Annotated in this window: 5 protein-coding genes and 1 pseudogene; 3 read left to right on the top strand and 3 right to left on the bottom strand. The window is 53.7% G+C overall.

All coding sequences use genetic code 11. The annotated features are described in order from the left end of the window. Positions 1-57 precede the first annotated feature (57 nt). Positions 58-258 (top strand): annotated as a pseudogene (locus tag AC5JMP_RS19530) (FAD-binding protein); the annotation flags it as partial. 67 nt (positions 259-325) lie between these two features. On the opposite strand, the gene AC5JMP_RS19525 reads toward AC5JMP_RS19530, so the two are convergent. Beyond that, on the bottom strand, positions 326-1,699 hold the full coding sequence (locus tag AC5JMP_RS19525; protein WP_495853160.1) for a hypothetical protein: 1,374 nt from the start codon (positions 1,697-1,699) through the stop codon (positions 326-328). 244 nt (positions 1,700-1,943) lie between these two features. Further along, the gene (locus AC5JMP_RS19520; RefSeq protein ID WP_495853161.1) at positions 1,944-2,915 is read right to left on the bottom strand and encodes an NAD(P)-dependent alcohol dehydrogenase; all 972 of its coding nucleotides are present in this window, start codon (positions 2,913-2,915) and stop codon (positions 1,944-1,946) included. 255 nt (positions 2,916-3,170) lie between these two features. On the opposite strand from AC5JMP_RS19520, the gene AC5JMP_RS19515 reads away from it, so the two are divergent. Together AC5JMP_RS19515 and AC5JMP_RS19510 are read left to right on the top strand one after the other, a co-directional pair. Next, the gene (locus AC5JMP_RS19515) at positions 3,171-3,839 is read left to right on the top strand and encodes a TetR/AcrR family transcriptional regulator C-terminal domain-containing protein (RefSeq protein ID WP_495853159.1); all 669 of its coding nucleotides are present in this window, start codon (positions 3,171-3,173) and stop codon (positions 3,837-3,839) included. Between the two features lie 451 nt (positions 3,840-4,290). Continuing rightward, entirely contained in the window at positions 4,291-4,485 is a 195-nt protein-coding gene (locus tag AC5JMP_RS19510; RefSeq protein ID WP_495853158.1) for a transposase, read from the top strand. Positions 4,486-4,656: 171 nt separating this feature from the next. Here the strand turns inward: AC5JMP_RS19510 and AC5JMP_RS19505 are convergent, their stop codons facing one another. Continuing rightward, positions 4,657-25,521 carry a DUF4347 domain-containing protein gene (locus tag AC5JMP_RS19505; RefSeq protein WP_495853157.1) on the bottom strand — a complete coding sequence of 6,955 codons (20,865 nt, stop codon included), beginning with the start codon at positions 25,519-25,521 and terminating at the stop codon, positions 4,657-4,659. Positions 25,522-26,208 lie beyond the last annotated feature (687 nt).

Below are 26,208 nucleotides of genomic sequence, written 5' to 3'. Positions count from 1 at the left end.
TTTCTATCACCGATAGTACAATTCGCCAACAACATCCGTTGCTAAATGAAGGCGAGCACGCCCGATCGCCTTCAGGAGATCATCACGTACCACGAAGACCAAGGAGCCTTTATCGCCAATCCCCATACCTATGTGTTAGAAGATGGCGGTCAGAAGGCGATTGATCCTATCCAGCTCCAGTTCAAAGAAGCGATCGATCCCTATGGGTTGCTCAATCCCGGCAAGATGAAGGCATGGGATCAGCGAGTAAAAGCATAAACTCGAAAAGGCATAAACTATTCACTGTGGGAGCGCGTAGCTCCCACAGTGATGTCAGGGAGCCTGCTTAAACCGTCAAGCTCAGCGTGTAGTTAGTGGATCGACTCGTGGTTTGCGGTCTAACTCTCACAAAGTAAGTGCCAGCCTGCAAGTCTTCGGTGATGTTAGAAAGGAAGGTGGTACTAGAGTTAGTATCAGATTCCACGACCTCATTGTTATCAATCAAACCATTGCCGTTTGTGTCCCGAATCAAATCAATCCGTGTATTGGTAGAAGTAGCCGTCACTCTGGCCTGGAGAGTCGCAACGTTATTCAACGTGAATTTGTAGAAATCATCTGAATCGATGATGCCAACATGCTCTTTGGCAGAAAAAGTGCCGGAAAGCACGCCGATATCCCGCGCAGTGGGCAGCGTATTGCCTGGATCAGGCGAGACATTGCCCCCAAAGGGAGTCGCGACTAAATTTAGTTCATATAGACTAGAGTTACTGGTATTCGAAGTTTCTACCTTGATAAAGTAAGCCCCTGATGGCACGTCTTGCGTGATGCTAGACAAGAAAGTAGAGCTGGTATTAGAGTCAGAAGCTAACGCCTCATCATTGTCGATTAGCCCATTACTGTTAATATCGCGGATTAGCTGAATGCGCGTGTTTGCAGAAGAGCCTTTGACATTGATCTGAAGGTTTGCAATGTCAGTGAGGGTAAATTTGTAGGTATCGTTTGCATCTAGTTGGCCGACATAATCTTTGGCCAGCAAGGTGCCCGAAAATACTCCCAGATCGCGCGCGGCTGGCAGCGTATTGCCTGGATCAGGCGAGACATTGCCCCCAAAGGGAGTTGCGACTAAATTTAGCTGATAGATGGTAGAGGCGCTGGTGCTTGAAGGTTCTACTTTGATGAAGTAAGCGCCGGATGGCAAGTCTTGTGTGACGCTAGACAGGAAGGTAGAGCTAAAATTAGTGCCTAAGGCTAAAATCTCATCGCTATCGACGAGTCCATTGCCATTCCCATCCCGAATTAACTGAACACGCGTGTTTGCAGAGGAGCCTGTGACTCTGGCTTGCAGGTTGGCAACATCATTTAAGGTGAACTTGTAAAAATCTACCGGATTAGTGGTGCCAACAAAATCTTGATTAGTATAGGTGCCTGAAAGAACACCAATATCAACGGCTGAACTCAGCCCTTCTACAGGAGGAACGGGAGGAGTTGGGGGAGTCGCCGGAGTTGCTGAAGCAGCTAGATTATAGTTTATGTTGCCTTTGAGGCTCTGCACTGAAATATAGTAGCTGCCTGCAGCTAGGCTGGCTGCAATTGTTTTGGGCTTGGCTCCGCTCTTAAAGTTTTCTAAAACAGCACCGCTGCTATTGCGTAAGGTGACTCTAGCACTGGCTCTGCCCGTTACTCGTCCTAGCGTTAATCCAAATTCGCTTGCTCCAGACAAAGTAAATTTGGCGAAGTCAATTTTATCTCTTGAACCGACAAACCCGCCTATACGCTTGCTTCCGCTTAGGGTTCCAACATTGCGAGCGTTTCTCAGAGTATTATCTTTGTTGCTAATTGACATAACTTTTTACGTTTATTGGGATGTTGAGGCAAAAATGCGAAAGTTTTTCTATAACTCCTACAGGGTAAGGCTTCTAGCTGTTGCGTGGCACTTCGTTGCAGCGTCGCTACCTTTCCCCCTATTAAACTCGAACAACGACTTTTCCAGTCACCTGTCTTTGTTCAAGTTTGCCAATGGCAGCAGGCAACTCATCCAGGGAATAGATGTGGTCAATCAGAGGGGCGATCTGACCAGATGTCAGCCAGTTCTTTAAGGTCAAGAGATCAGATTGGTTCGGGGTAGAGGCTAATGCGGTGACTTTGCAGCGACTGAATCTCGAAATCAAAGATCCGAAGAGTAAAATTTGAAAAAATCGCGCGATAGATCCCCCCACCAAAACATAGGTTCCACCGGGTTTCAAAATAGAGAAATAGTCAAACACTGAACGATACGCAGCCGCATCCAGAATCAGGTCATAATCAATACCGCGTTGCGTCACATCGACTTGCGTGTAGTCAATCACCTGATCAGCACCGAGTAATTTCACCTTATCTATTTTTTGCGTACTGCATACGGCTGTCACTTCCGCACCCAAGGCTTTGGCAATCTGCACCGCAAACGATCCTACGCCCCCGGATGCACCGTTAATGAGAACTTTCTGTCCGGGTTGAAGGTGTCCGCAATCTCGGAGCCCTTGTAAGGCAGCCAGTGCAGCCCCAGGAACGGCAGCGGCTTGCTCAAATGAGATCGTGTCAGGCTTTAAAACCAACGATGATTCTGTGGCACAAGCATACTCGGCAAATGCCCCAAAGCCACATTCAGAAAGATCGCCAAAAACTTCATCCCCAGGCTTAAATTGGGTAACAGCTTGACCCACGGCTTCCACTCGTCCGGCAACATCAAAGCCAAGAATTTTCACCTTGGGCTGACGCAATCCGCCATAGATGAGGCGAACGATAACGGGAGTGCCTCGCATCAGGTGCCAGTCCCCCGCATTCACTGATGTCGCATGAACCTTTACCAACACGCCCTGATCCGACACGACTGGCTTATTCATCTTTTCCAGTTTCAGCACCTCTGCTGAACCATACTCAGAACGGGCGATCGCCTTCATTGTTTCATTCGTCGTTTCATTGCCTGGGTTCGTCCCTGTGTTGGGGATACGCGAGGATGTTGCTGCCATAGATTTTTAAGAGTTCAGGAGAATGGATGCGAAGCGAAACTTGTCATCTCTGAGCTAGACTTACAGTGTACGTCTACTCATTACGCCAGTTTAACTTACGCTGTAAGTTTGTCAAGTTTAATCTGTGGCAACTCACATCAGCGGAGGCTAAACCGATCGGTTACAGGGCAATATGCAATCAAATAGATGGCTAAGACAGAGACATCCAACACCCCCTCTCCAACCCCGTTAAGTCGGGAGCGGATTTTGCAAACAGCCCTCCGTCTGGCAGACGAGGGAGGACTTGAAGCGCTTTCGATGCGAAAGGTTGCCCAAGAATTAGGCGTGAAAGCGATGTCGCTCTACAACCACGTTGCCAACAAAGACGACATGATCGATGGCATTATGGATCTGGTGGTCAGCGAAATTGAGTTGCCTCGCTTTGATCTGGATTGGAAAACTGCAATGCGGCGACGGGCAATCTCGGCTCACGAGGTGCTGCTAAAACACTCTTGGGCAGCAATGGCGATCATGTCACGAATCAATGTAGGTTCAGCGATGCTGCGTTATATCGATAGAACAATCGGTTGCCTGCGGGAAGCAGGATTTTCATGGAAGATGGCGGATCAGGCGTGGAATGCGATCGATAGCCACATCTACGGCTTTACCCTCCAGGAATTAAACTTTCCCGTAGAAGCGACAGAATATGCCGAGACAGCCGAAAACTTTATTTCGCATATCCCGCCAGACCAATACCTCTACATGCACCAACTGTCGCTTTTTATCATTGATGGCAGTTATGACGGTCTACACAACTTTGAGTTTGGTCTCGATTTTATTTTGGATGGGCTGGACAGGTTGCGCGATCGTGGCTGAGGGGTGGGTAAGTAGGCTGTAAAGGGCGCGATCGGTCAATTTCTTGGCGCGAATAGTTAATGGAAGCAAAATCGTGTCGCTTAGCATAGCAGAGTCTCCATTTTCGCTTTTGTAGGGGTCGAGCCGAGGTTAGGGTAAAACAGTGCCACGAAAACTTGAAAAGCCCTTGGAGTGGTGACTTCAGCGATCGCGGCTTTTAACCAATTTAGCCTGATTTAGCTACGAGATTTCAAGCCTTTCAGGGCTGTGTGGCACTATTTTGCACGTATCTCGTGCGCCGAGCTTCGCTCGGCGCACGAGATACAGCGGTTGTTGAATGAGTAAGCCACAATTTGGTAGGCTAAGTCATCCCAGCCAGATAGAGAATATCCACTGATGCCTGCTCCCTTATCTATTGATTTGCGACAACGAATTATCGCTGCATATGAAGCTAAAGAAGGCTCACAATGTCATGGATAACTTACCTGTTCATCATGCTACGGTCATTCAAGAGGCAATCGAAGCAGTCGGAGCAAAAGTTGTGTTCTTGCCTCCTTACTCCCCCGACCTTTCACCCAAAGTTGTGTTCTTGCCTCCTTGCTCCCCTGACCTTTCACCCATTGAATTATGTTGGTCAAAACTCAAGCAGCTTCTTTGGTTCGGCTAAAGCTCGAACCAAAGAAGCACTTGATCAAGCGTTAACCCAGATTATCAATGAGTCTTTTTCCGATGATGATGCCCTGGGTTGGTTCGCTCACTGTGGCTTATTCATTTGAAAACCGCTGTAACTGTGGCTTATGCAATTGAAAATTGCTGTAAGTTTATGGTAGCGAAAGCTTTAAACCTTTATTGAGATTACATCGGCCTGAGTGATTTGATTGGTATTAACCCCATTGAGCTTCGCTAGCAGGTCATTGTTGTGAAAGATCAAGGTTGATTGACCGCGCCCAACAAGTCTCAAATCTTTGAATTTCAATCCACTGGTTAGGCCGATACGATCAGTGCGATCGCGGAAGTCTAGAATTTGGTCTGCCGTAGATCGACGACCTTTTGCTTTGGTCAGCACAAACACATCGCGTCCTGCGCCACCCACCAGTACATCTCGACCTAGACCACCCACTAAGGTATCGTTGCCGCCTTCACCCTGGAGCCTGTCATTGCCATCACCCCCAAACAGGCGATCGTTGTTATCTCCCCCGATCAGCAGGTCATTGCCAGCATCTCCGAGCAGGCGATCGCTGCCTACGCCACCAAACAGTTGGTCACCGCCACCGCCACCGCTCAGAGTATTGTTGGCCGCGTTACCGGTGATGGTGTTAGCGCTTTCATTGCCAATCCCTACAAGGGCAGTGCCCTCTAGCGTAAGGTTTTCGAGGTTGGGGCTCAAACTATAGTCAACGCTGGTAATGATCAGATCCGTACCGCCGATCGCTAGATCGGCATCTGCTTCGACAACGATATCTCCCAAATTGTCTACATAATAGGTGTCGTTGCCACTGCCACCGATCATCACATCAGCACCAGCGCCGCCATTGAGCATGTTGTTGCCGCTGTTGCCCGTGAGAGTATTGGCCAGATCATTGCCGATACCACTTGTGTCGCCAGTACCCTCTAGGGTAAGGTTTTCAAGATTTTGGCTTAGCGTCACGCTTGACGCCAACGAAAAGACCGTATCAACGCCGCTGCTGTTGCTTTCATTAACCACGTCTGCACTGCTGTCAACGTAGTAGCTGTCGTTGCCGTTCCCCCCGATGAGCGTGTCGTTACCTGTGCCACCATTCAAGCTGTCATTTCCTTCACCCCCGTTGATGACATCGGCACCCGCTTCACCGTTGAGCGTGTTGTTGCCGCTGTTACCCGTGAGCGTGTTGGCGATCGCATTGCCGGTGCCATTGAAATTGCCCGCACCTTCAAGCGTCAGGTTTTCAACATTGACGCTAAGCGTAAATGTTAATGCGGAGGAAAAGACCGTATCGACACCATTGGTATTGGTCTCATCAACCACGTCTGCACTGCTATCAACGTAGTAGCTGTCGTTTCCATTACCACCCGCAAGCAAGTCATTTTCCGTACCGCCGACAAGACTATCGTCACCGTCACCGCCGTTTAAAGTATCTGCACCTGCTCCACCATTCAGGTTATTTTTGCCACTGTTGCCAGTGAGCGTATTGGCGATCGCATTACCTGTCGCACTAAAGTTGCCCAACCCTTGCAGCGTCAGGTTTTCGACATTTTGACTCAGCGTAAAGCTTGGAGCAGTTGAGAAGACGAGATCAATACCGCTGGTGTTGGTTTCATTCACCGTATCACCTATGCTATCGACATAGTAGGTGTCATTGCCATTGCCCCCAGCAAGGGTGTCATTTTCAGTCCCCCCGTTGAGAATGTCATTGCCATCCCCCCCGTTGATGACATCGGCACCCGCTTCACCGTTGAGCGTGTTGTTGCCGCTGTTACCCGTGAGCGTGTTGGCGATCGCATTGCCCATACCATTGAGGTTATCGGTGCCCTCAAGGGTAAGATTTTCGATATTTGTCCCAAGCGTATAGCTGGGCAGGGTGGAAAAAACCGCATCAACTCCAGTCGTATTTGCCTCGTCAACGACATCCCCACTACTATCCACGCTGTAGGTATCGTTGCCGTCGCCGCCGATCATGAGGTCATTCCCAGCGCCGCCATTTAGGGCATCGTTGCCAATACCACCATTCAGCGCATCATTATCCGCACCACCATTCAAAATATCGTTGCCCGCACCACCGTTGAGCGTATCTTTCCCAGCTTCTCCATTGAGGGTGTTGTTGCCGCTGTTGCCCGTGAGGATGTTGTCAAGTTCGTTGCCGGTGCCATTGCCGTTGTCGGTGCCCTCAAGGGTGAGGTTTTCAACATTGGCTCCCAAAATAGTGTTGGGTGCTGTTGAGAAGACCGTTTCAACGCCGGTGGCATTGGTTTCATCGATCACATCCCCATTACTATCAACGTAATAGATGTCGTCGCCGTCACCGCCAATCAGGGTGTCATCCCCTGTGTTGCCGATGAGGGTATCGTTGCCTAGCCCACCGCTCAAGGTATCGTTGCCGCCCTGACCATCAAGGGTGTTGTCGCCATCTCCCCCGGTGAGTTGGTCGTTGCCGCCCTGACCCGTGAGCATCAGGGGAGTAATGGTTTGACCCAGTGTCAGGGCATTGGTGCTGAGGGGGCTGGCTTCCCCAATCCGGTTGGGGGTGGGTGTAGCTGTGGCGATCGCCGCAATCGCACCCCCCTGCCCGTTTTTCAAACTACTGCCGATGGTCGTGTCGCTAATGCTGGTATCGACGAGCTGCACAGAGAGGGCAGAGGCGTCGCCAATCAGCCCAAGAGTCGTTTGTTGAAAGCGCAGTTGATAGGACTTGGGCAAATACAATCCGTTGCCTGCCGACCAGTCTGCAACGGGCGTCCAGCTAGTGCCGTTGGCGCTGTATTGCCAGATGCCGATGGTCGTGGCTGGCACCGTGGCGATAAAGATACCCCAGAACCCAGCATCAGCAAAAATTCCATGCTGGCTGTAGGCTCCCTGATCAGCATCCGACTCATCAGCCAACCCATTAGCCGCATCCGAGAAGCGGGAAGACACAAGCGATTCTACCGTTTTAGCGGGAGCAGGTGTCCCGTCATCCTGCCCATTGGCGGTGATGCGGACGACTGTCGCCACATCCTTTGCCACCGGGCTGAAATCATTGACTGCCTCAATTTGCCCCGTCATGCTAAGGGTCGTTGCGGTATAGCGTGTGGTGCCACCAATCCCAACCTGCACCAGGTTGACCCGTTGCCCCAGACCAATGGCTGAGCCAGCTCCGTTGTCTACCAGATGCACCGTGAGGGGCGGGATCTCACCGTTGTAGTTAGCGTTGGGCTTAAAGCGAATTTTGTTCGCTTTGGGAACCAGATAGGCATTGGTGGCGCTAATGTCGCTGGGGATCTGTATCCAAGTCGCCTGACCAATGTCATACACTTCCCAATGCCCTTTCTCATAGGCAAATTGCTGGTCTTGCGATCGCGTTCCACTCAGGGTGGCAAAATCTTGAACAATGGCAATACCAATAAAGGCATTTTGGCTATTGTTGCCTGCATCAATCGCATCCTGGAAGGCCGTGGCAAACAGCGTATCCACCGTTTGGGTGTCGTTGGTGCTGTCTTCAAGGGCGGTGGGGAAGACGACTTGAGCCCCGTTGGCAATGGTCGGCGCATCGTTGAGCGGCAGAATATTGATTGTGCGGCTGATGGTTTCCTGGCTAAAGGGGCCACCCGATGTCTGGAAGCGGGCATCGGCGATCGCCCCCGCTGTGAAATTGAAGAAAGAACTGTCGATCAACCGGGCTGTGATGCTACCGGGCTGCTTGTTAAAGTTTAGCCCTGGCAAAAAGCGTAGCTTGGTGTCGGCATTGAGCAACACGGCCTGAGTTTCGGTGAGGCTGGTTGACAGGCTCGTCCAGGCGGTGCCGTTAAAATATTGCCACGCCCCTTGGAGAGCGGTGCTGGCATTGCTGATGATGGCAATCCCCTTGAGCAAATCGCGATCGCGATCGCTAAATTGGCTACCAAACAGCTGCTCAACCGTCAGTTCTTGGGGTGAAGCGGTGGCATCTTCGTTGGTGGCGTTAAAGCCGCTGTCCTGCCGGTCAAAGGTGAGACTCCAGCCGTTGAGCAGCCGACCAAAATTGGAGCTGTCGGTGCCGCTGTCAGTGTCATCTTGAATGTACAGCTTCCAGTTGCCGTTGAGGTTCTTGCCATCGACCCCGACAAATTGACCAAAGCTAGTCTGCGCTCCAGCAAACTCAGCCGGGTCAAGATCATTGGCGACGGTGTTGTTGGTGGGGCGATAGGTGTTGTTGTTTTGCAGTGGTGAGAGCGACAGGGCATCGGCAAAGCCATCAGCAAAGCTGAGAGTTAAATTGTTGATGCCATTGCTGTCTGCCGCATCGGAAATCAAAATGATCCGCTGACCCTGCGGTCCTTCGAGCCAGATATCCAGGTTATTGGCGCTGGTGACGCTGAGTCCGTGCAGGGTGACGGTCGCCTTTTGGACGGTGCCCAACAGCCCTTGAACGGTAAGGATAGAAGGATACAGATCCCCTTGTCCTGCGGGTGGATTCAGCTCGGCTGAGGATGGCGATCGCCGATCGCTGATGCGCACCGCTTCGGGTTGGCTAAAGGTATAGCTGAGGCTGCCCGTGGGCGCATCATTAACGGCATAGACCTGCGTTTGATAGGTCAAGGTGCCGGTGAAGCTGTTGGCAAAGTTCGGTTCAGTAGTGATGTTGACCAGGGCACCGGAGGTGACGGCGACGCGATCGTCAATTAGATTGACCGTCAGCGCCGTGGCTGCTCCCGCATAGTTAGCGGTGGGCACAAAGCGCAGGAAGGTGGACGCACTGAGCAAGACATGTCGCGTCTCAGATGAGTTGCGGTTGACATCGGGGATGACCGTCCAGGTCGTGCGATCGCTGGAATATTCCCACTGTCCCTGGCTGGGGCTGACCTTGTAATTGCTGATCGCAATACCACCTAAGGTTTGGTACAGCGCATCGGTAGCAGCAAAGTAATCGCCAAATAGATCCGCCACAGTTTCACCCTGGGGCACCGTAAGCGGGTTACTTGAGCTGTCTTCGAGCACAGAAACGGCGTTCTCGATATCGACAGTCGAGGTTGTCAAAATAGGCGGACTTGTCATGCTATTGGAGGGAATTTGAATGGTTACGGTGAGGTCAATCGTTTGGCTGCTGTAGGGTGAGGTGCCACCGACCGCGATCGCCGCTGGGTCTGCCGGGTCGAGGTTAAGGCGATCGCCCGTCTGAAGCGGCTGTAGCGGATCTTGGCCACTAGCGTCGATTAGACGCACAGTCAGCGGTGGGGTGGACTGACCTGCTGCGCCGCTGCGAGGAATAAAGCGCAGTTGCTCTGCCGATTGCACCACTAGCGCATTGCTGGGCGTAATCGATTCGGTGAGCACCGTCCACTGCTGGGTTTGGGGATTGTAATAAGCCCAGTTGCCTAGGTTAGCCTGCGGCACATAGTTGACAATGGCAATGCCATAGAGGCTATCGCCTTGGTCGGTATCCACCAGCGTGTTGCCAAAGATCGCTCCGACTGTGGCTCCTTGATAGGGGGTAAAGGCGGTGTTGATCTGGGCGCTGTCTACGGTCGGAGCCTGGTTAGAAACCTGGGTAATTGATTGATTGGCTTGCTGAATGGCATCTGCCGCCGTGATCACTGTTTGCTGGTACTGGTCGAGCAAGGATGGAATGTCCGTCTTGAGCGCCGTTTTGAGCGGGGTCAAGTTGGCATAAGACTGGCGGATTTCATCTAAAGAAGTATTTGGGGTGACTTCCCCAGCCACGTCTGCATAAACATCCGAAAGAATTTGCAGGATTGTGCCGCTTTCGGTCTGAGCCTCGGTGAGGGCCGTGCCCGTTAGATTAGGGAGAATTTCCTGCTGGTAATAAGCCTGCACCACATCGGCGGTGAAATCAGAGAGTCGATCGCTAAACGACTCACCGGGGATGACCACCACATCGGCGAGCGCATTGGCCACAAATTCCACCACATTGATCAGCAGGTCAGCAGATAGACCATCGGCTTCGTAGCCCCCGGCAACCCGCGCCAGATTGTAGATCAGCGTGTCGAGAATGATGTGGCTCTTGTAAACCTGAAGCCCTAGCTGAGCATCCGCGAGAGTGCCACTGCGAATCGCCTCAATCGGGTGGAAGGTATTGAAATCCAGCGCATCCGGCAGGTTAAAGAAGTCCTTGAGTTTATCGCTGCTGGCCGCTTGGTCGCCCCCATTGGCGATCGCCATCTGGGTTGCCATCGTGGTCAGCGGCGACACAATGCTGCTATCAGGGCTAGCAATCATCGGGCTAACGATAGGCAAGCCGCTGACCTTGTCGATGCCGCCAATCACCACGATCTGGCCATCGTCGAGGGTCAGTTGACCGTCACCATTGATATCCAGCTCAGCTGTATCCACGCTAAAGTTGTAGCTGCCGTCGCCCAGCGTCACGCCCCACGGTTCATCGGGGTCAAACTTGAGGTTAAAGTTGGTGTCAAAGAAGACCGTCGCCCCCATCACCTCAGACTGCACGGCTGCCCCTGACTGGGACGCACCGCCCACCTGGAACTTAAACAGATCAAACTCCCACTGCTGCTCATAAAGCGGCATGGTAAAGAAACCCACATCTAGCTCAATCAGCGCTTTTAAGAAGGCATACAAGCGACCATACAGCTCAAACAGCGACAGCGGATTGCTAATGCCTTTGATAATTTCAGAGCCGCGCACCTTGCCGTCGCTATCGCCCAGGTCGTCGCGCGATTCGCCCACATCTTCCAGGTCAAGAGCAATTTCAGCCCCAATTCCACCCCCTAGGTAGAGTGAAACTGGTCCCAGGTTGGCCCCCGCCCCCGCTTCAATTTCGGCAGTGGCAGACAGTTCTGGCTTATCGTCCGGCTCGCCATTAGAGGTATAGCTCTTTCCAGTCCAGTCCATCAAAAAGAAACCGTCAAACACTTTGTAGCTGTCTTTGAGCGCAAAGTCGGCGTCGCTCCATTGGCTAAAGCCATAGGTGTCAAAGCCAAATCCCAAATCGGCCACCGCTTCAAATTTGCCCGCCAGCTTGCCATAGACCGGATAGGGTGGGAAAGGATAGAACTTCTTCTCGATCTCAAACTCCAGCTTCAGCTCCGGCAGCTCGTAGGTGACCAGGTTGACATCTTTGCCAAACAGTAGGTTGACCAGGCTGACTGGGTCATCCAGCACCGGGAACTTCAGCCCCTTGAGGTTGTTCAGTTTGCCAGCCAGTTGAGCCATGTCGTCGCCAGCGGCATTATCTGACTCGCCAGCAGCATCGCCCAGACCATCGACGCCTGGTGTTGCAGGCGCGCTTTCCTGATGCTCAAGGGTCGATTTCTCCGTCGGAGATTTTGGCAGAGCTTTGTCGTCTGCGGGTTCGCCGCCTGCCTGACCGCCTGCGCCCTCCTCTTCTTCATCGCCACCGGGCTTTAGCTGCAGGTGATATTCATCCATCAGAGGAAGAACTAAGTTATCCCCCTTAGCCAGCTTCTTGCTGACTTTGTCCATCGCCTCGATCAAGTCCACCACTTTCACCACGGTTTCAAAGAACTCGGCATATTGGGTGGAGCCCAGCTTGCGCGAAATGGAGGCCAAGGTGATGGCAATTTCGAGGATGGAGGCTTGACCATTGCCATCCTGGTCAAACAACCCCGACAGCCCCAGGGTTTTCATCAACTCCACATCGGTGTTTAGGGTCTTGATGAAGGGCTTGATCGGGTCAATCACCTCGTTCACCCCGTCAATCACAGGCTTGGCAAACTTCGTCAAGAAGCTGCCCATATCTAGCCCCAGATCCTTTAAGCCGATGGTGAGAGACGGCTCAAAATCTTCACCCTTGGCCAGTTCTGCCTTGCCTGCAAAGCCCAGGTCAACGCTGACCGACGGGAAGGAGGTATTGCCAGACACGGTGGTTTTGAGGTTAAACGCCGCGCCAATCGTGGCTCCTAGGGTGTAGTCAAAGCTTTCCTTGAGCTTGGCGCTGCTGAATTCCTTCTGGGTGATTTCCGCATCCCGAATTGGGGTGCCCACTTCAGTGATGGTGAAGGTGTCCTCTGGCTCTTCGGTGCTACCCGCTGCGGGTGCTCCCTTGAGTGCAAAGGTGATGGCGTTTTTGAGCTGCACCATCGTCTGGGGGGTGCCATTTGCCGATTGCAGGGTGACATGATCGCCCTGGATCAGGTAGAGATCCGGGAGTTGTTCCTCGCCTTCAACGCGGGGGTTGCTGACCTTGATCACAGGTGCCGTTGCCCCTGCTTCAGGCTCCTCACCCGAAACCTCCAGGTAGTCCACTACCTGGCGAATGTTTTTCTCTTCTTTGAAAGGCTCGATGTAATACATCGTTCCGGGGGGAAGCGCATCCGACACGCCCGTCTTGCGTAACCGGAAGACCAGTTCTGTCCCTGGGGGAAGCTCAGCGGAGCCGTTTTCCGTAGCAAAGTCGATGGCAAAGCCGTTGAACTCAGTGAAGCTGTAGGAGTTAGTGCCGCCACCAGGCGTTAAAACTCGGCGCTGCGGATTGCGCGGGTCTTCGGGATAGGGGTCTTCGGGATCGGGGGTTGGGGTGCTCAGGGTAAAATTGACCGGAATGAGCCGATTCCCGTCAAAGAAATCATCATCTCTCACGGCTGTGGGCGGAATCGGCTCTCGCAGTGGGTCAGCGATTCTAAACAGATCGACCGTAAAGTAGCTGGGGATTGGGGAGTTGTTTTCGACGCCACCCAGTGCTAGAACTAACTCACCTTCGCGCGGCCCATCTCCATCGAGGAATGCCTGAAGATTGTCGGAGCCTTCTTGTAAATCTCCGGTATAGAGCGTAGGAATCGCCTGCTCACCGGAGTCTACTTCGATCTCAAACTCATATTTGCGCGCCACTTCAACGGAGTTAGCCGCTTTGCCCAGCAGCGCAAACTGAATGCCCGCAGTGGCTTCGCTGTGGGTATCGCCCTTAGACAGCAAGCTTTCAGATTCGGTGTCCTTTTCCAGATCGTCGAGAATGTCATTTTCAGCGTTGTAGTTTTGGAAGAAGGAGTGAGCATCGCGCTCGATCAGTTGGGAATCGATCTTGAGACCATCAATTTCGCGTTCACCTCGCCAGTTGGGGCGAAATTCGCTAGTTCTGCCGTTAAACTCTACCGTGACGCGATCGATGTCGTCGTAGCCCAGTTTTTCGAGGATGATGGGATATTTCCAGGTGTCCTCATCTTTGACATAGGAGGCAAAGTCATCCGGGGAGGCGGTGTTGAGATCAACCGGGTCACCATCCACGTCATAGGCGCGAACGATGACGGTTTGCTCGGTTTCACCTGGCGTAAAGATGGGGTCTTCATCCAGCGAGATGGTGAGTTGAGGCTTGTGACCGTTGACAAAGTCATCTAGCGGAATTTGGGTCAGCTCAGCCTTGAGGAAGGCAATGTTGCCCGTGGCTTTAAAGTTGTTGAGGTCGAGGAATACATCGGCATTGGCTCCGGTCTTGGTTTCGTGGGTCTCGTTGTTTTCGGAGATGTCGATGCCAAAAGTGCCCTCTAGCAGGTTGATGAACAGGCCAACCCGCAGATCAAAGTGGAAGATGGAGGAAAGGGTGCCCTCGGTTTCTAGACCCAGCGCTGGAAGACCAATGTCGGAGTCGAGGGACACGTCAAACAGGTCGTAGTCTTGACCAAAGGCGAGATCCAGGGCGATCGTCTGCTCCGCTGCGTCGTACTCAAGGCTGACCTCCACATCGGTACCGTCTAGCACTTCGCTGAGGGCATCGTTAAGGGCACGCACCAAGGCGGGGCTGGTGATATAGCGCTCTTTGTCGAGGCTTTCGGTAAAGGCGCGGATGAAATCGCTGAGGAAGGGAGGCAGTTTTCCCGACAGGCTGCCAATCAGGGGCAGACGATAATTGTTGATGCTCTCTTCCAAGCTGGTGAAGCCCTGATCAAGGGACCCAGTGACGGTGGAGTTGTCGAGGCGACGATCCTTTACCGTCAGCACCAGCGGCGAAGGAGAGTTGGTGAATTTTTTGGAGTAAAGACCGTCGGTGCCTTCGCCCTCATACACCTTCATGTCGAGCGGCAGGATGCGATCGATGTCAAATTTGGTGTCGTCTAGAGCGGTGAGCTTGACCCGCTGGAATCGTGCCCAGTTGTTGCTGTCAAAGTAGATTGCGTTTTGTTTCCACAGATCGTTTGCGGCGTAGGGGTCGCCTGCATAGTCGATGGGCAGAATCGTGTCGGTGGGGACGCCATCCTCAGCCGTCAGCTTGATTTCTACATCGGGGACGTTTTGGTTGGCCTGCGGGTCGAGTTGCAGCGATGGGAAGGAGGTAAATGCCGCAAAGCTTGACCAGCGACCGACGGAAATGTCGTTTTGCCCTGCGATCTCGACGCGGCTGACATCATCGCCGCTTTGCACCACCATGCCCGTGGCAAAGCCGAGTTCTGGTACCAGTCGCCAGCCGGGTTGTTGCTCAGGGCGCAGGTTGGTTTCAAACAGTGTCAGGACGCCGTCACCATCCACATCAAAATCAGCCAGGGTGACGGTTTGATTGACCAGATCGGCGCCTAGCTCAAAGTTGCTCAAATCGGCATCTTCGGTGCCTTCGTCATACACCCCATTTTCGTTGGCATCATCCCAGAAGAAGAAACTGTTGTCGCTAAGGGTGACGCCTCGGTGTTCGCCTTCATCCCAGAAGTTATCACCATCGGCGTCAAAGAAGACGGCACTTTTGAGGACGATCGGTTCCGCCCAGTTGTCTTCGGTAACGGTGAGGGTGAGTTCGTCGGTGAGTTCGGGAATGCTCCCTTCTTCAGCCTCTGGGTCAACCTGGTAGAACTGGATTTTGCGGCCATAGTTGTCGTAGACCGCCGTGGTGATTTCGGCTTCGCCCGTTTCGTCGTCGAACTTTGGCTTGTCTATCATGTGGAGCTGGAGCTGCTGGGTGTTGTTTTGATCCCAGCGGGGGTCAAAGCGCAGCGCGATCCAGTTGGCTGCGCCTTCGGTGGTGTTGCCCGGATCAGACAGGGGACGCACGAGGAAGGCGGCGGAAGCAAACTCGTCGTTGTTGTCGAGGTTAGGATGCTCGGCGATAGTGAGATAGCCCTTGTCAGCGGGGCTCTTGCTGTCGAGCACTTCTTGACCGGGCAAAATGAAGCGGAATCCGACCTCTTCGTTGTCGTATATGCGGACGGAGGCTTTGGTTTCGATGGGGGCGAGTTTGTAGCCAGGAGCGGTGCCGTTGGGGTCGGGCAATAGCTCTAGCTCTACCGCTTCAAAGCGTCTGGGGTTGGCCTGGGCTTCGGCGGCGGTTTTACCAGTGGCATCTAATAGTCGGGTGACGCCGGTGCCGGCGCTGGTCAGATCTACAAGCTGGGTTAGCCCTTCGTCTTCGTAGAGGGCGATCGCATCCTCAGCCAGCAGTTTGACGTAATAGACCGCATCCCCATCAATGCCGTCGGGCAGATCACCCGTGCCATCGGGAATAAAAGTGACCCTAGAACCCTCTAGCAGGCGGTGCTGAAGCAGGGTAACGGTGTTTGCGGCGGTGTTGACGCTGCTAGGTTTGAAGGTAACATCAAATCCTTCGGCGATGTAGTCATCAATGGGGAAGATAACCACGTTGGCCAGGTCTTGACCCGGCGCAATGGTGATAAAGTTGGTGCCGCTGGGGGTGAGATCGACATAGTTCTGGTAGTCTTCGCCCTGGGTCGCAGGGGCAGTTTGCCAACCCTTCACCTGGTAGTAGATGCGCAGCCCTTCGGGATTCTTGACCTGGTCGGTGTTGAGGCGCAGCCCAAAAAAGCCGATGGTGCCCGGTTCGGCGGCATCTAAGACCGTGTAGGCGCTGATCTGGGGCAGGTCGTTGTCGCGAATGTTGACGGTGACGGGGTCAACGTCTATGCCTGCGTAGTCCGCATCATCGGACTGCACTTTGGAATAAACGAAACTCTGGGTTTCGCCACGCACATAGATGTCGTCCTTGGCGCGAACGGTGACGATTTGGGGTGCGTTCCAGTTGTTTTCGTTGAACTTGAGCTGGATTTCGTCGCCGTAGTATTTTTTGTCGAGGGCGATCGCGCTGTCATTGGGGTTAGCGATTTCCACAATAAAGGGCAGCGCCTGGTCGGCTGCGCCATCGTGCCACTGCCAGTCGGTGCTGGAGGCATAGCCATAGGGCTGGAGACCGTTGAGGTTATCGGGCTGACCGCTAGCCCAGTTTTGGTAGGCAACCTCAGAACCGTCTGTCCAGGTCTGCCAGTCTTGCTTTTGCAGCCCGATCCAAAGGTTCTGCCCGGAGAGCTCGGCACCAAAGGAATCTTGCAAGAATTGCTGCTCCTCTTCGGAGTTGAGGCTGGTCAACTGTCCACCCAGCTTCCAGGCATACTTTTGCGCTTCACTCCAAGTCATCGGGGTGTTGACCAGCACGTAGCGGCTGGGCGGCAGGATGGGGTTACCGCTGGCGTCGGTCTCCGTTGGCGTAATGCCTTTGACCGCACCGGGTTGCAGCGTAATCAACACCGTGCCTTCGGGTTTGCTAGCAAGGCTGACCTGAAACTCGCCACCCTCAACGCCTTCACGGATGTCGCGCAGCCCATTGATGATCACCCCGGCGCGATCGCTATCCGTAATTGGCACCGTTGCCCGCAGCGCAGGCAGCGTCGCATATACCGAGTCGGTGCTATCAATGCCCACCACAAAGGAGGGATGCTCATCCTGGCTGTGGTCCACCAAGTTATCGGGCACCACGGGACGCAGCAAGATTTTCTGGTTCCAGCTTGAAGGGCGCACCCGCAGCATTAAGTCTTCCTGGGGCGTGACGCTGATGCGTTCCTGCAAAAGCTGATTGGCGTTGAGACCTCCGCCCACCCGATAAGTGGGGTCGTCGCCGCCAACTTGAATGCCGATTTGCCGCAACAAGTTTTGCACCGTCACCGAGTCGCGAATTTGGGCGGTTGTTTTTCCGGCGATCGCCCCCTGGAGCTGGCTAGCAATGCTGCTTTGCAGTTGAATGGTATACGCGCCCTGCCCGTCGCGTTGAGGGGTGCCCTGGAGCAGACTGGATCTAAAGCTGAGGTTGTAGTCGTTTTGGCTATTGGAGAGGCGCGACTGAATCGTCAAGCTGCCGTCGCCATTGATTGTTAGCGCCAGGGGATGGATGCGCTCAAATTGAAGGCGATCGCTGTCACTGTTGCGAATCGTCAGGTTAACGCTGTCCTGCGGCTGTGAGTCAAGGCTAAGGACGTAGAAGCCCGCGCTCTGCTGCCCTTCCACCAGCGTCAAATCGGGATTGGTCGCCGACTGGGTGTGGCTGGCGATCACCTGGGCAGACTGACCGTTGCTGCTGACAAATTTCAGGGAAACGCCTGCCTGATCATTGTCTTGAATAATTACATTAACCGAGCGATCCATTGCATTGTCGAGGGCGAGGTCGTCGGTGGGCAGCAGTTGCAGCGTGACGCGCTCGTCCCCTTCCACCACGCCATCTTGACGGCTTACCAAGTCGATCACTGCCTGGGCTCCGACTTGGGGATTGGTGACATCAAAGGTAATTTCGCTGCTCTTTTGGGTAACGCTGCCAAACTGAATGTGACCGTTGTTGCTGCTGACAAAGATGGCATCGCTGCCCTTGTTGTTCAGGAACGCAAGGCTTTCGACATCGCCCAGGAGAGTGGCACGAGCCGTGAGCTGGTCGGCATAAGTGCGATCGCTGTAAGTCAACGCGCCCGTCGTAGCATCTCTGTCTGCTGAGAAAAAGCGGAAGTAGGAATTGGTGCCGCCATTGCGCTCATACACATACAGTTCAGGAGTGCCGTCGCCCACCACATCGGCAAACTTGAGCGACAGCGGCACACCGGGCGGTAGGGCAATGTTGCGGAAGGGATTTTCGGTCTCTGGCACGGCCTGCAAGCCCTGCATCAGCGGGAATGCGCTGCTGCCGAGGTACATCTGGATTTTTTGATTGCCATCGATCAGGGCGGCATCCATATTGCCGTCCCCATTGATGTCGGCAAAATCAAACCCGACAAATGCTCCCGGCTGACCCGACCCCATCACGGCGGTGCTTTGGTCGAGCAGGGGCACCACAGCTTCGGAATTTTCAAAGGCGATGGCTCCGGTGGACTGGTTGAGCCGCACCACGAGGCCACCATTTTCACTCGACACTAGATCAAGATCCTGATCGCCATCGGCGTCAACTAAGCGCGCCTCTGATCCATTGAAATTTTTGCCAATGACGGTGGTATCAAGGGTGGATTGGCTGGCGGGCGCGAATTTCAGCACGCCATCTGGCCCGGTCGTGTTTTCAAATAGCTGCGCCCCAGCTTGCTTAGAAAGCACCAGCAGGTCAGGCTTTTGATCGCCGGTAAAGTCGGCTGCCATCAAGGTGACCTTGTCGCCCACATAGCGATTGCCCGAAATCGGTAGCTCTGCCGTCTGCCCCTTGCGAACGATGACCCCTTCAATCCGGTCAAAGTCATCGCCCTGGGTCGCAAAGCCCTCAGCCTGACGGTGGCTATTGGTGGCCTGACTCCAGACGCGCGAGGGCACCTGCAATTCCACTAGGCCGTAGCCGCTCTCGCTGGCGCTAAGCGCTTGCCATTGACCGTTGCTGCCGACCTTGACACCATTGGGCTGTTGAGCGTTGGGCGTCCAAGTGGTTTGCCAGGAATAGAGGTCTTGCGACAGCGCTTCGCCCGTCTCCCAGACCCCAGCATTTTGCATACCGATGATGATCGGGGTGCCATTGGCAAAGGTGCTAGACAGAACTGTGTTTAGCGCCTTCTCGTTCACTGTGGCGAGTTCTCCTCCCACGGAGTCGGCGTAGGCGCGCAGCTCATCCCAGGTGCCCATCGTTGGCGTACGGAAGTAGACACGATCGCCCAGCCGCAGCCCTGACACGCTGCTCTGCGAGGGGGTGCCGTTGGTCAGTTGGGTGAAGGTGAGCTGGTTGCCCAGCAGGTCGGCTTTGACGGTGCCGTTGGTGATGTTGCCAGTGCGATCGAGCAGCGTCAACGGTGTGGCCAAACCCGCAAAGACTGCGCCCTGTTGCGCTTCCAGATTGGTGAAATCTGCCGAGAGATCTAGCCCATTTACATTGGTCAAGATCACTTCGCCTAACAGATTGTCTTGCTGCAGATTGTCGAGATCGTAGGCGGTGCCAACGTTGTAGAGGAAGTCTGAAACCTGCGGATCGCTGCTGGTGCCCTGCACCGTGATCATGTCAATAGCGTCTGCCAGGGATGCCACGTTGCCAAAGTTAAACGGCAGCGCCAGACTGTTTTGCCAGTTGCCTGGGTTAAAGGTGACGTTGACCAGGGAAACATCGGGGTCAGCGCCGCCCGTGTAGGTGTAGCGACGGAAGGCCAGCTCAATATTGCCTGTGGGCGCTTGCGTCACCAGTTCGGGGTTGAGCTTGACGCTCACCTGTTTGGTAGCTTCGTTTAGCACAAACTGCACCGGAGCGGGGCTGAGCAAGTCCTGGGAATATTTGCGAATCTCATCCTGCTGCAATTCCCGATTCCAGAATCGCACCCCATAGGCGGTGCCCTTAAATCCATCTACCTGCGCCACATCGGCACTGCCAAACAGCGCCTCGACTGACACAGTGCCGATGGGCGTCACGCTGATGGCTCCCGACCCAATCAGCCGACCGTTGGCGTAAATCTTGGCTGTTTGCCCGGTGCTGACCAGGTTGATGGCGTACTCTTCCTGCGGGTTCAGCGGCGTGCTGGCTTGAATCGTAACCGTTTGCCCCTGCCCATCGAGGAATTTGGCTTGCAACAGTCCACCACTGGTGAGGAACAGGTCGCCATGCCCATTTTGAGCCTTGACCAGTTGGATTGGCTGTCCCTGGTCGCTGGTGCCCTCCCACCGGAAGGCCATCTGCACCGTGAAAGCATTGCCCAAGTTGAGGGCTTTGTTGAAATTAATGTGATCCTGCTGCCCGTTTAGAACTAGGGCGTTGTTCACCCCGGTTTCCAGAACCTTAAACCGTCCTCTTAGTTCACCTGCGGTGCCGCCGGGATTGGTGGCGATCGCAATCTGCGTGCTTTCCCCCTCAGTAATCGTCAGATTGGTGGATTGCGGGTCTTTAACAAAGCCATAGGTCGGTTTAGCAGGATTTTCGGGACGGCTGAGGCTGGCCACCTCTTCGCTCGAAAGCTCCACGGTTTCTGCCGCTTGACCCACGTTGAGATAAAGGAGGCGATCGCTCGTTCCCCCCAGCAGATAGGCCGTGTCCGTTGTTTTTGTCGGGTCAGTGGAAACTGTGGCGGTGATTTGTCCCTGCTGGTTGCCGTCATTAAAGTCATCATTGACCCCGCGAATGCCCACCAGTCTGGGCTGATCCCAATCGTCAGCGGTAAACACCAGCGATGGAGTAGATAGCACGACCTCCTGCGTGCCGACAATGCTGTCCGTTGCCGTGAGATCCACCGTGACCTGTTTTCCTGCACCACCCAGCGGGGCTGAGGTCAGCTTCACATACACATATTCCCCCCAGCCCGATTGACGCACGCGCACTGGATAGACTTGCCCCCCCTGCTCACTAGTGAGCAGATGACCCTTTTCAAAGTTGGTTTTGAGCGCATCGGCGTTAGGCGCAGTCGGGTTGAGCCGCACCAGTTCAGCGTCGGTCAACTCCTGGTTGGGGGTAAGCGTCAGCGAGAAAGAGCTAGTGACGCCCCCCACTGTGATCAGTCCTTCCAGTTGCTTCCCGGCGTAGTTACCGTTAACGGTAATCACCCCAAACCGACGGTCAACGGTGAGATCCAGCGCGGTCGTGCTAACCTCTAAACCCGCCGGGTCGGTAATGCGAACCTGCGCCGTTTGCAGCCCCTGCGTATCCCATTGAAAATCGTCAACGTTAAACCGCAGCGCCAGCCCATCGGAATCAGCCTCCCGCACGATCGCCGATTCCGCAGGCTCTAGCGTCATCGTGTTGACCATGCGCTGTTGAGTCTGGTCGTAGTCAAAGCCGCTCTTAAGACTCAGAATCTCGACCCCCAAGGTGTCGGGGTCATCCAAGGTAACGGTGCCTTGGTTTTGGGTGGGGTGGGGTTGGTAATGGCTGATATCGCCGTTGCTGACCAATTGCAGTTGCAGTTGAATTGCCTGATTGCTTTCGGTGCGCTGGTCGTCTTCGGCACTGATATAAACGGTGCCCTTGCGCTCTCCTGCCGGAATATAAATCGACGTGGTGAAATTGTTGCCAAACTCTACGGCTTGTGTGACGTCTTGCGCAGTACCGTCGATTAGCGCCTTGGTTTTGACCAAATAATCCACCGCCTTCCAGGTGTCGCTGCTATCAACGCTAGGGCGCAGGCTGGGATCATCGTTAAGGGTGGTGTTAATCAGGTCAAAGGTGACGGTGATGCCCCCTTGAGGTGCGGGTTTGTCGAGCAGCAGCTCATAGGCCGCAAAGCGATCGCTCCCCTCCGCGACTCGCGCTTGATCGACTGGTACACTGACAGAAACCTTGGGAAAATCAAAATTGCGGTTGACCAGCGCAAAGGAGTCGGCTTCACCTGCCAAGATGTCTTGATAGCCCGGTTCTGCCAGCTGTAGACCAGGACTCCAGAGCGGCAATTCTAGATTGGTGACACTGGCGATCGCATTGCCCACAGTCGCGAGGGGGGCTTGATTTCGCAGCGTCGTGCCTGCGCCTTCGTCAACGTTATATTGCGCTTTGAGCGTTCCTACCAAAACGTCATTATCTTGGGACAGAACCTGATCCCAGAAGTGTAAACTGCTGACCGAGCCTTGGAATCCTGTCGCGGCATTGGCTAGACCAATGGATTGGATCGTGACGCTCGTATTGGACGCAATGGTTTGTCGTCCTGCGACTTCACCATCCAAGAAAATTTTGAACTCATTACCAACAGAAATCAGGCTGACTTTATGCCAACCCTCGCCCTCAACAACGTTTGTGGTGTAACGGGTGAATGCAAAAATTCCCGTTCCCTCAAGCGTGCCGTTAACGAGTTGCAAACTGCCGCGATCGCTCTGAAGAATGGTGCCCTGATTGTCGGTCGGGTTCATCCAAAATTCGATCGCATAGTCTCCAGTCAGGGTGAGATTGCCGGGAAGCTGAAGGTAATTACCGTTGCCGATCAGCACCGAAACGGGTTCTGGAACGTTGATGACCGAGGGTTCATCCACCAGCGTTAGGGTGCGATCGGCCAGCGCCGCATAATACGCGTCGCTAGAGTTAATGCCCACCGTTACGCTTTGACCATCGCTATAGCCCGTCAGCGACACCTCCTGAAGCTGGTTCCAGGTGTCGCGGTTGTTGGTAAAAACATAGTTTTGTCCGGCGATCGTCACCGTAACGTTATCGGTGGGGCGACTGGTCAGCCCAACATAGAGTTTGGTGGGGTTATTTTGCCAATCGAGCTTGAGTTCGCCAGTCACTTCAAAGCCGTATTCATCCACCAAGCGCAGCCCTGCCTGATACAGCCCAGAGTCGGCAATTTCCACCGTAACAGCATCGCCCCCCTGCGCTACAGGCAGCAGCACATAGCCTTTGTTGATGCCGTCTTGCAGGTTGTTTTCGGCATTATTGCTGGCCTCGATGCGTCGGCTATCTGCGGCTTGCAGGTCGGTGTAGAGAAAGCCCTCTTGGTAAAAATAGGCGCTGGTGGCCGCCGAACCCGGTGCCGGTAGCTCAACGCGATCGGCAGCGACAATACGAACTTCAACGGTTTCTAGCCCTTCCTGGATTTCGTCCACAATGGGCAGAATGTTGATGATGGCTTTACTCTCCCCTGGAGGCACCACCACAAAGGTTTCGATGACATACTCAAGCCCGGTGCCAGTTTTGTCGAGCGATCGCCCGGTTTCGGTATTGTTGCGCTTAAAGCGAAGCTTGTCGCTGAGAAACTCTGCTTCCGTTGGCCCAAAGTTGCCCGTCACCACAATTTCGTAGCGAATTGCCAATCCGTTGGGCAACACGTAATTGTCACGCTTCGACCCTGGATCGGTATCTTCACCTTCAATCACATAGTCGTTAGCCGAGTTCTGCCAGTCCTTGAGCTGAACTTCTACCTGACCGATCTGATTTTTGTTCCACGACACTCCGTTTTCAAAGATCTGGGTTGAGGTATCGGCACTCAAATCCGCAGCGTCGTCATACAACTGCTCCGACGCATGCTGCAACACATTCAGTTGGTAGCGCAGCGGTAAGATTTCGCCATTGCGAATGTGCAGATCGCGGCGCTGCGGCTCACCAGGGAAAACCGTGTAGTTGTCCCAAAATTCGATCTTTTCAACGTTCGTTGCCACAACCCGATCAGCGGGATTGGCTCGCCGAGTTAACGTTACCTGCAACTGCCCAGAGGGCAGCACTGTCGGCGTAATATCATAGTCGCGATATTGCCCCACCACCTTCAAAACATCCAGCCCAGTGCCGCCGTCTGCTGTAGTTTGGCCGCTGGTCACGCGCCAGCTTGTGCCATTGAAAATGCGAACTTCATTTGCCCCTGAATTGGGGTCTATCGATCCGCCAACCTGCGTATCGCCATTGGCAACATCCCCGTAGATCAAGACATCATTACCCGCACCCCCGCTTAGGATGTCGTTGCCGTTGCCGCTTTCTAAGGTGTCGTTACCATCGCCACCATCCAAAATGTCGTTGCCGTCTTCACCGCGCAGAAAGTCATCGCCCGCCTCACCATAAAAGCGATCGCTTCCGCTGGCATTGGCACCATTGCTCAAATCATCGGTAATGAAATCATTGCCGCCACCACCATACACCAGGTCGTTGCCGCCTTCCGTGCGAACGGTGTCGTTGCCGTCGTGGGCGGTAATGGTGTCATCGCTGCCCCCAGAGGTGATGGCGTCAACCCCCGACCCACCATAGATGACATCTATGCCGCTGCCGCTAGTAATCGTGTGCGTGCCACTTTGAGGAGACGCACCATCCCCCGCGTAGATCGTGTTGTTTCCATCGCCGCCATCAATCGTTTCATCGCCCGCGTTGCCGTAGATCGTGTCGTCGCCGCTGCCACCAGAGATATACTCGTTGTCTGCTCCACCCTCAATTAGATCATTGCCTGCTTCGCCATAGATCGTATCGGTGCCTTCATTGCCATATAAATTATCGTTATCATTTCCGCCATAGAGCGTATCACTGCCGCTGTTCCCGTACAGCGTATCGCTGTCATTCTCGCCATGCAGCTCATCATTACTGTCCCCACCATGAAGGACGTCACTACCGTCGCCGCCATAGACTAAGTCATCGCCCCCATTGGCATAGACCGTATCATTGCCACCAAATACGTGAATGCCATCTAAATCAACGGGGTTGCCGCTATTCCAGAAGCGGAGGTTTCCCGACCCGTTATCTGAGCCATTCCAGGTATCATCATCGTTGCTGGTGTTCCAATAGATGCGGATGTCACCGCCTGTCATGTCGGAATCAACCCCGCCGTGATAGCCAGGGCCATATTGATTCCCCCCAACGGTTACATAAAATGAGTCGGGAACTTCGACAATATCAGTATCAGGCGCATTGTCGAAAGGGTCTCCATAGTCCCCGGTTGATGAGTACGAGCGAGTGCCCTCATTGTCATCAAAGGCGTCATCGTCATCGTCTGTGACGTGGACTGTGCCAGGGTTATCTTCGGTAATCACAGCTAACGAAATGTCAGACGCTCCATTGAGTTGAGTGAAGGTCGTCTCTACTGTTCCGGTGCTGGCTTCAAGCTGCCAGTCTGCACCGTTTATGGTGCCAGTGGTGTTGGTGGATGCGGCGACATCAGCTCCGGTTAAATTCGCGAGTTGCTGGATAAAGGCCTGACCATTTTCGTCACTGACCACATCGCACCCATAGATTAAAAAATCAGCCTCTGGTGAAAGTGCCGATCGCCATTGCTGTAGTGTGTCTTGATAACGGGCGATCGCGTCAGCATTAAGAACGGTATTTCCCAAAACGAGTGTTGAGTTTGCGCCGTGGGAGAACAGATGAATAGAGGCGATCGCGTCGTGCTGGGTCAAGATATTTGTGATGTAGAGAACGCCATCTTGATCCGATGGAATTACATAGACGTCCCCATCAAAGTCCGATATTGTAAGACCCGCCTGAACAAGAGCAGCATCAATGAATGCAACAGAACAATCCATATATCTAAAACTCCTAGAGGCTACACGTAGACAGGTTGACTGAACGACAGTTTAAATAGACACATGAAAATCAGGCTTGAGGAGCCTTTCACTGCCAATGTAGTCGCACCCACTCAATTCAAAAAAATCATTGTCACAACAAGGCTTTGTTGAGGCGTTTGAGCTTGAGTGTATTGTTTCCAGTGGTTAGAGTGATCCGAGAATGTACTTAGCTATGTCCAACCTGTAATTTCCTTGGCGAGAAAATTACGGATTTCGAGATATGGCGCTACGCGCTTAGATCCAATGAGTTATTTTTTGAGAGCCGCGCGGAGCGCGGCTCTCAAAAAATAACTCGTCCTAACTCAATTACGTAATGCCATAGTTGCAACTCAGCAAAGCCTTACAAACTTGGGATCAGCCATCAACTGGTTCGTCTCAGACTAGAGTTCCCACTATTTTTACTGAAAGGAACACACTCTGCTTGGCTTTGAGCCGTCAAGTAGAAAAGACTCCTGCGATGTTTAGGTTAGAGTGATCCGAGAATGTACCTAGCTACGTCCAGCCTGTAATTTCCTTGTCGAGAAATTACGGATTTCGAACTGACCGCGACTCAGCAAGGGGTTAGACTAAACCACCCCGTCACCGAGGCGGCTTGGTCGGGTAAGGTTCGAGCGTCACCGCTCTCCCCTCCCCTAAGAACGCAGC

The organism is Drouetiella sp. (assembly GCF_059504425.1).
Note: the sequence above shows the minus strand (reverse complement) of the source record. Positions and strands in the feature narration are given on the sequence as shown.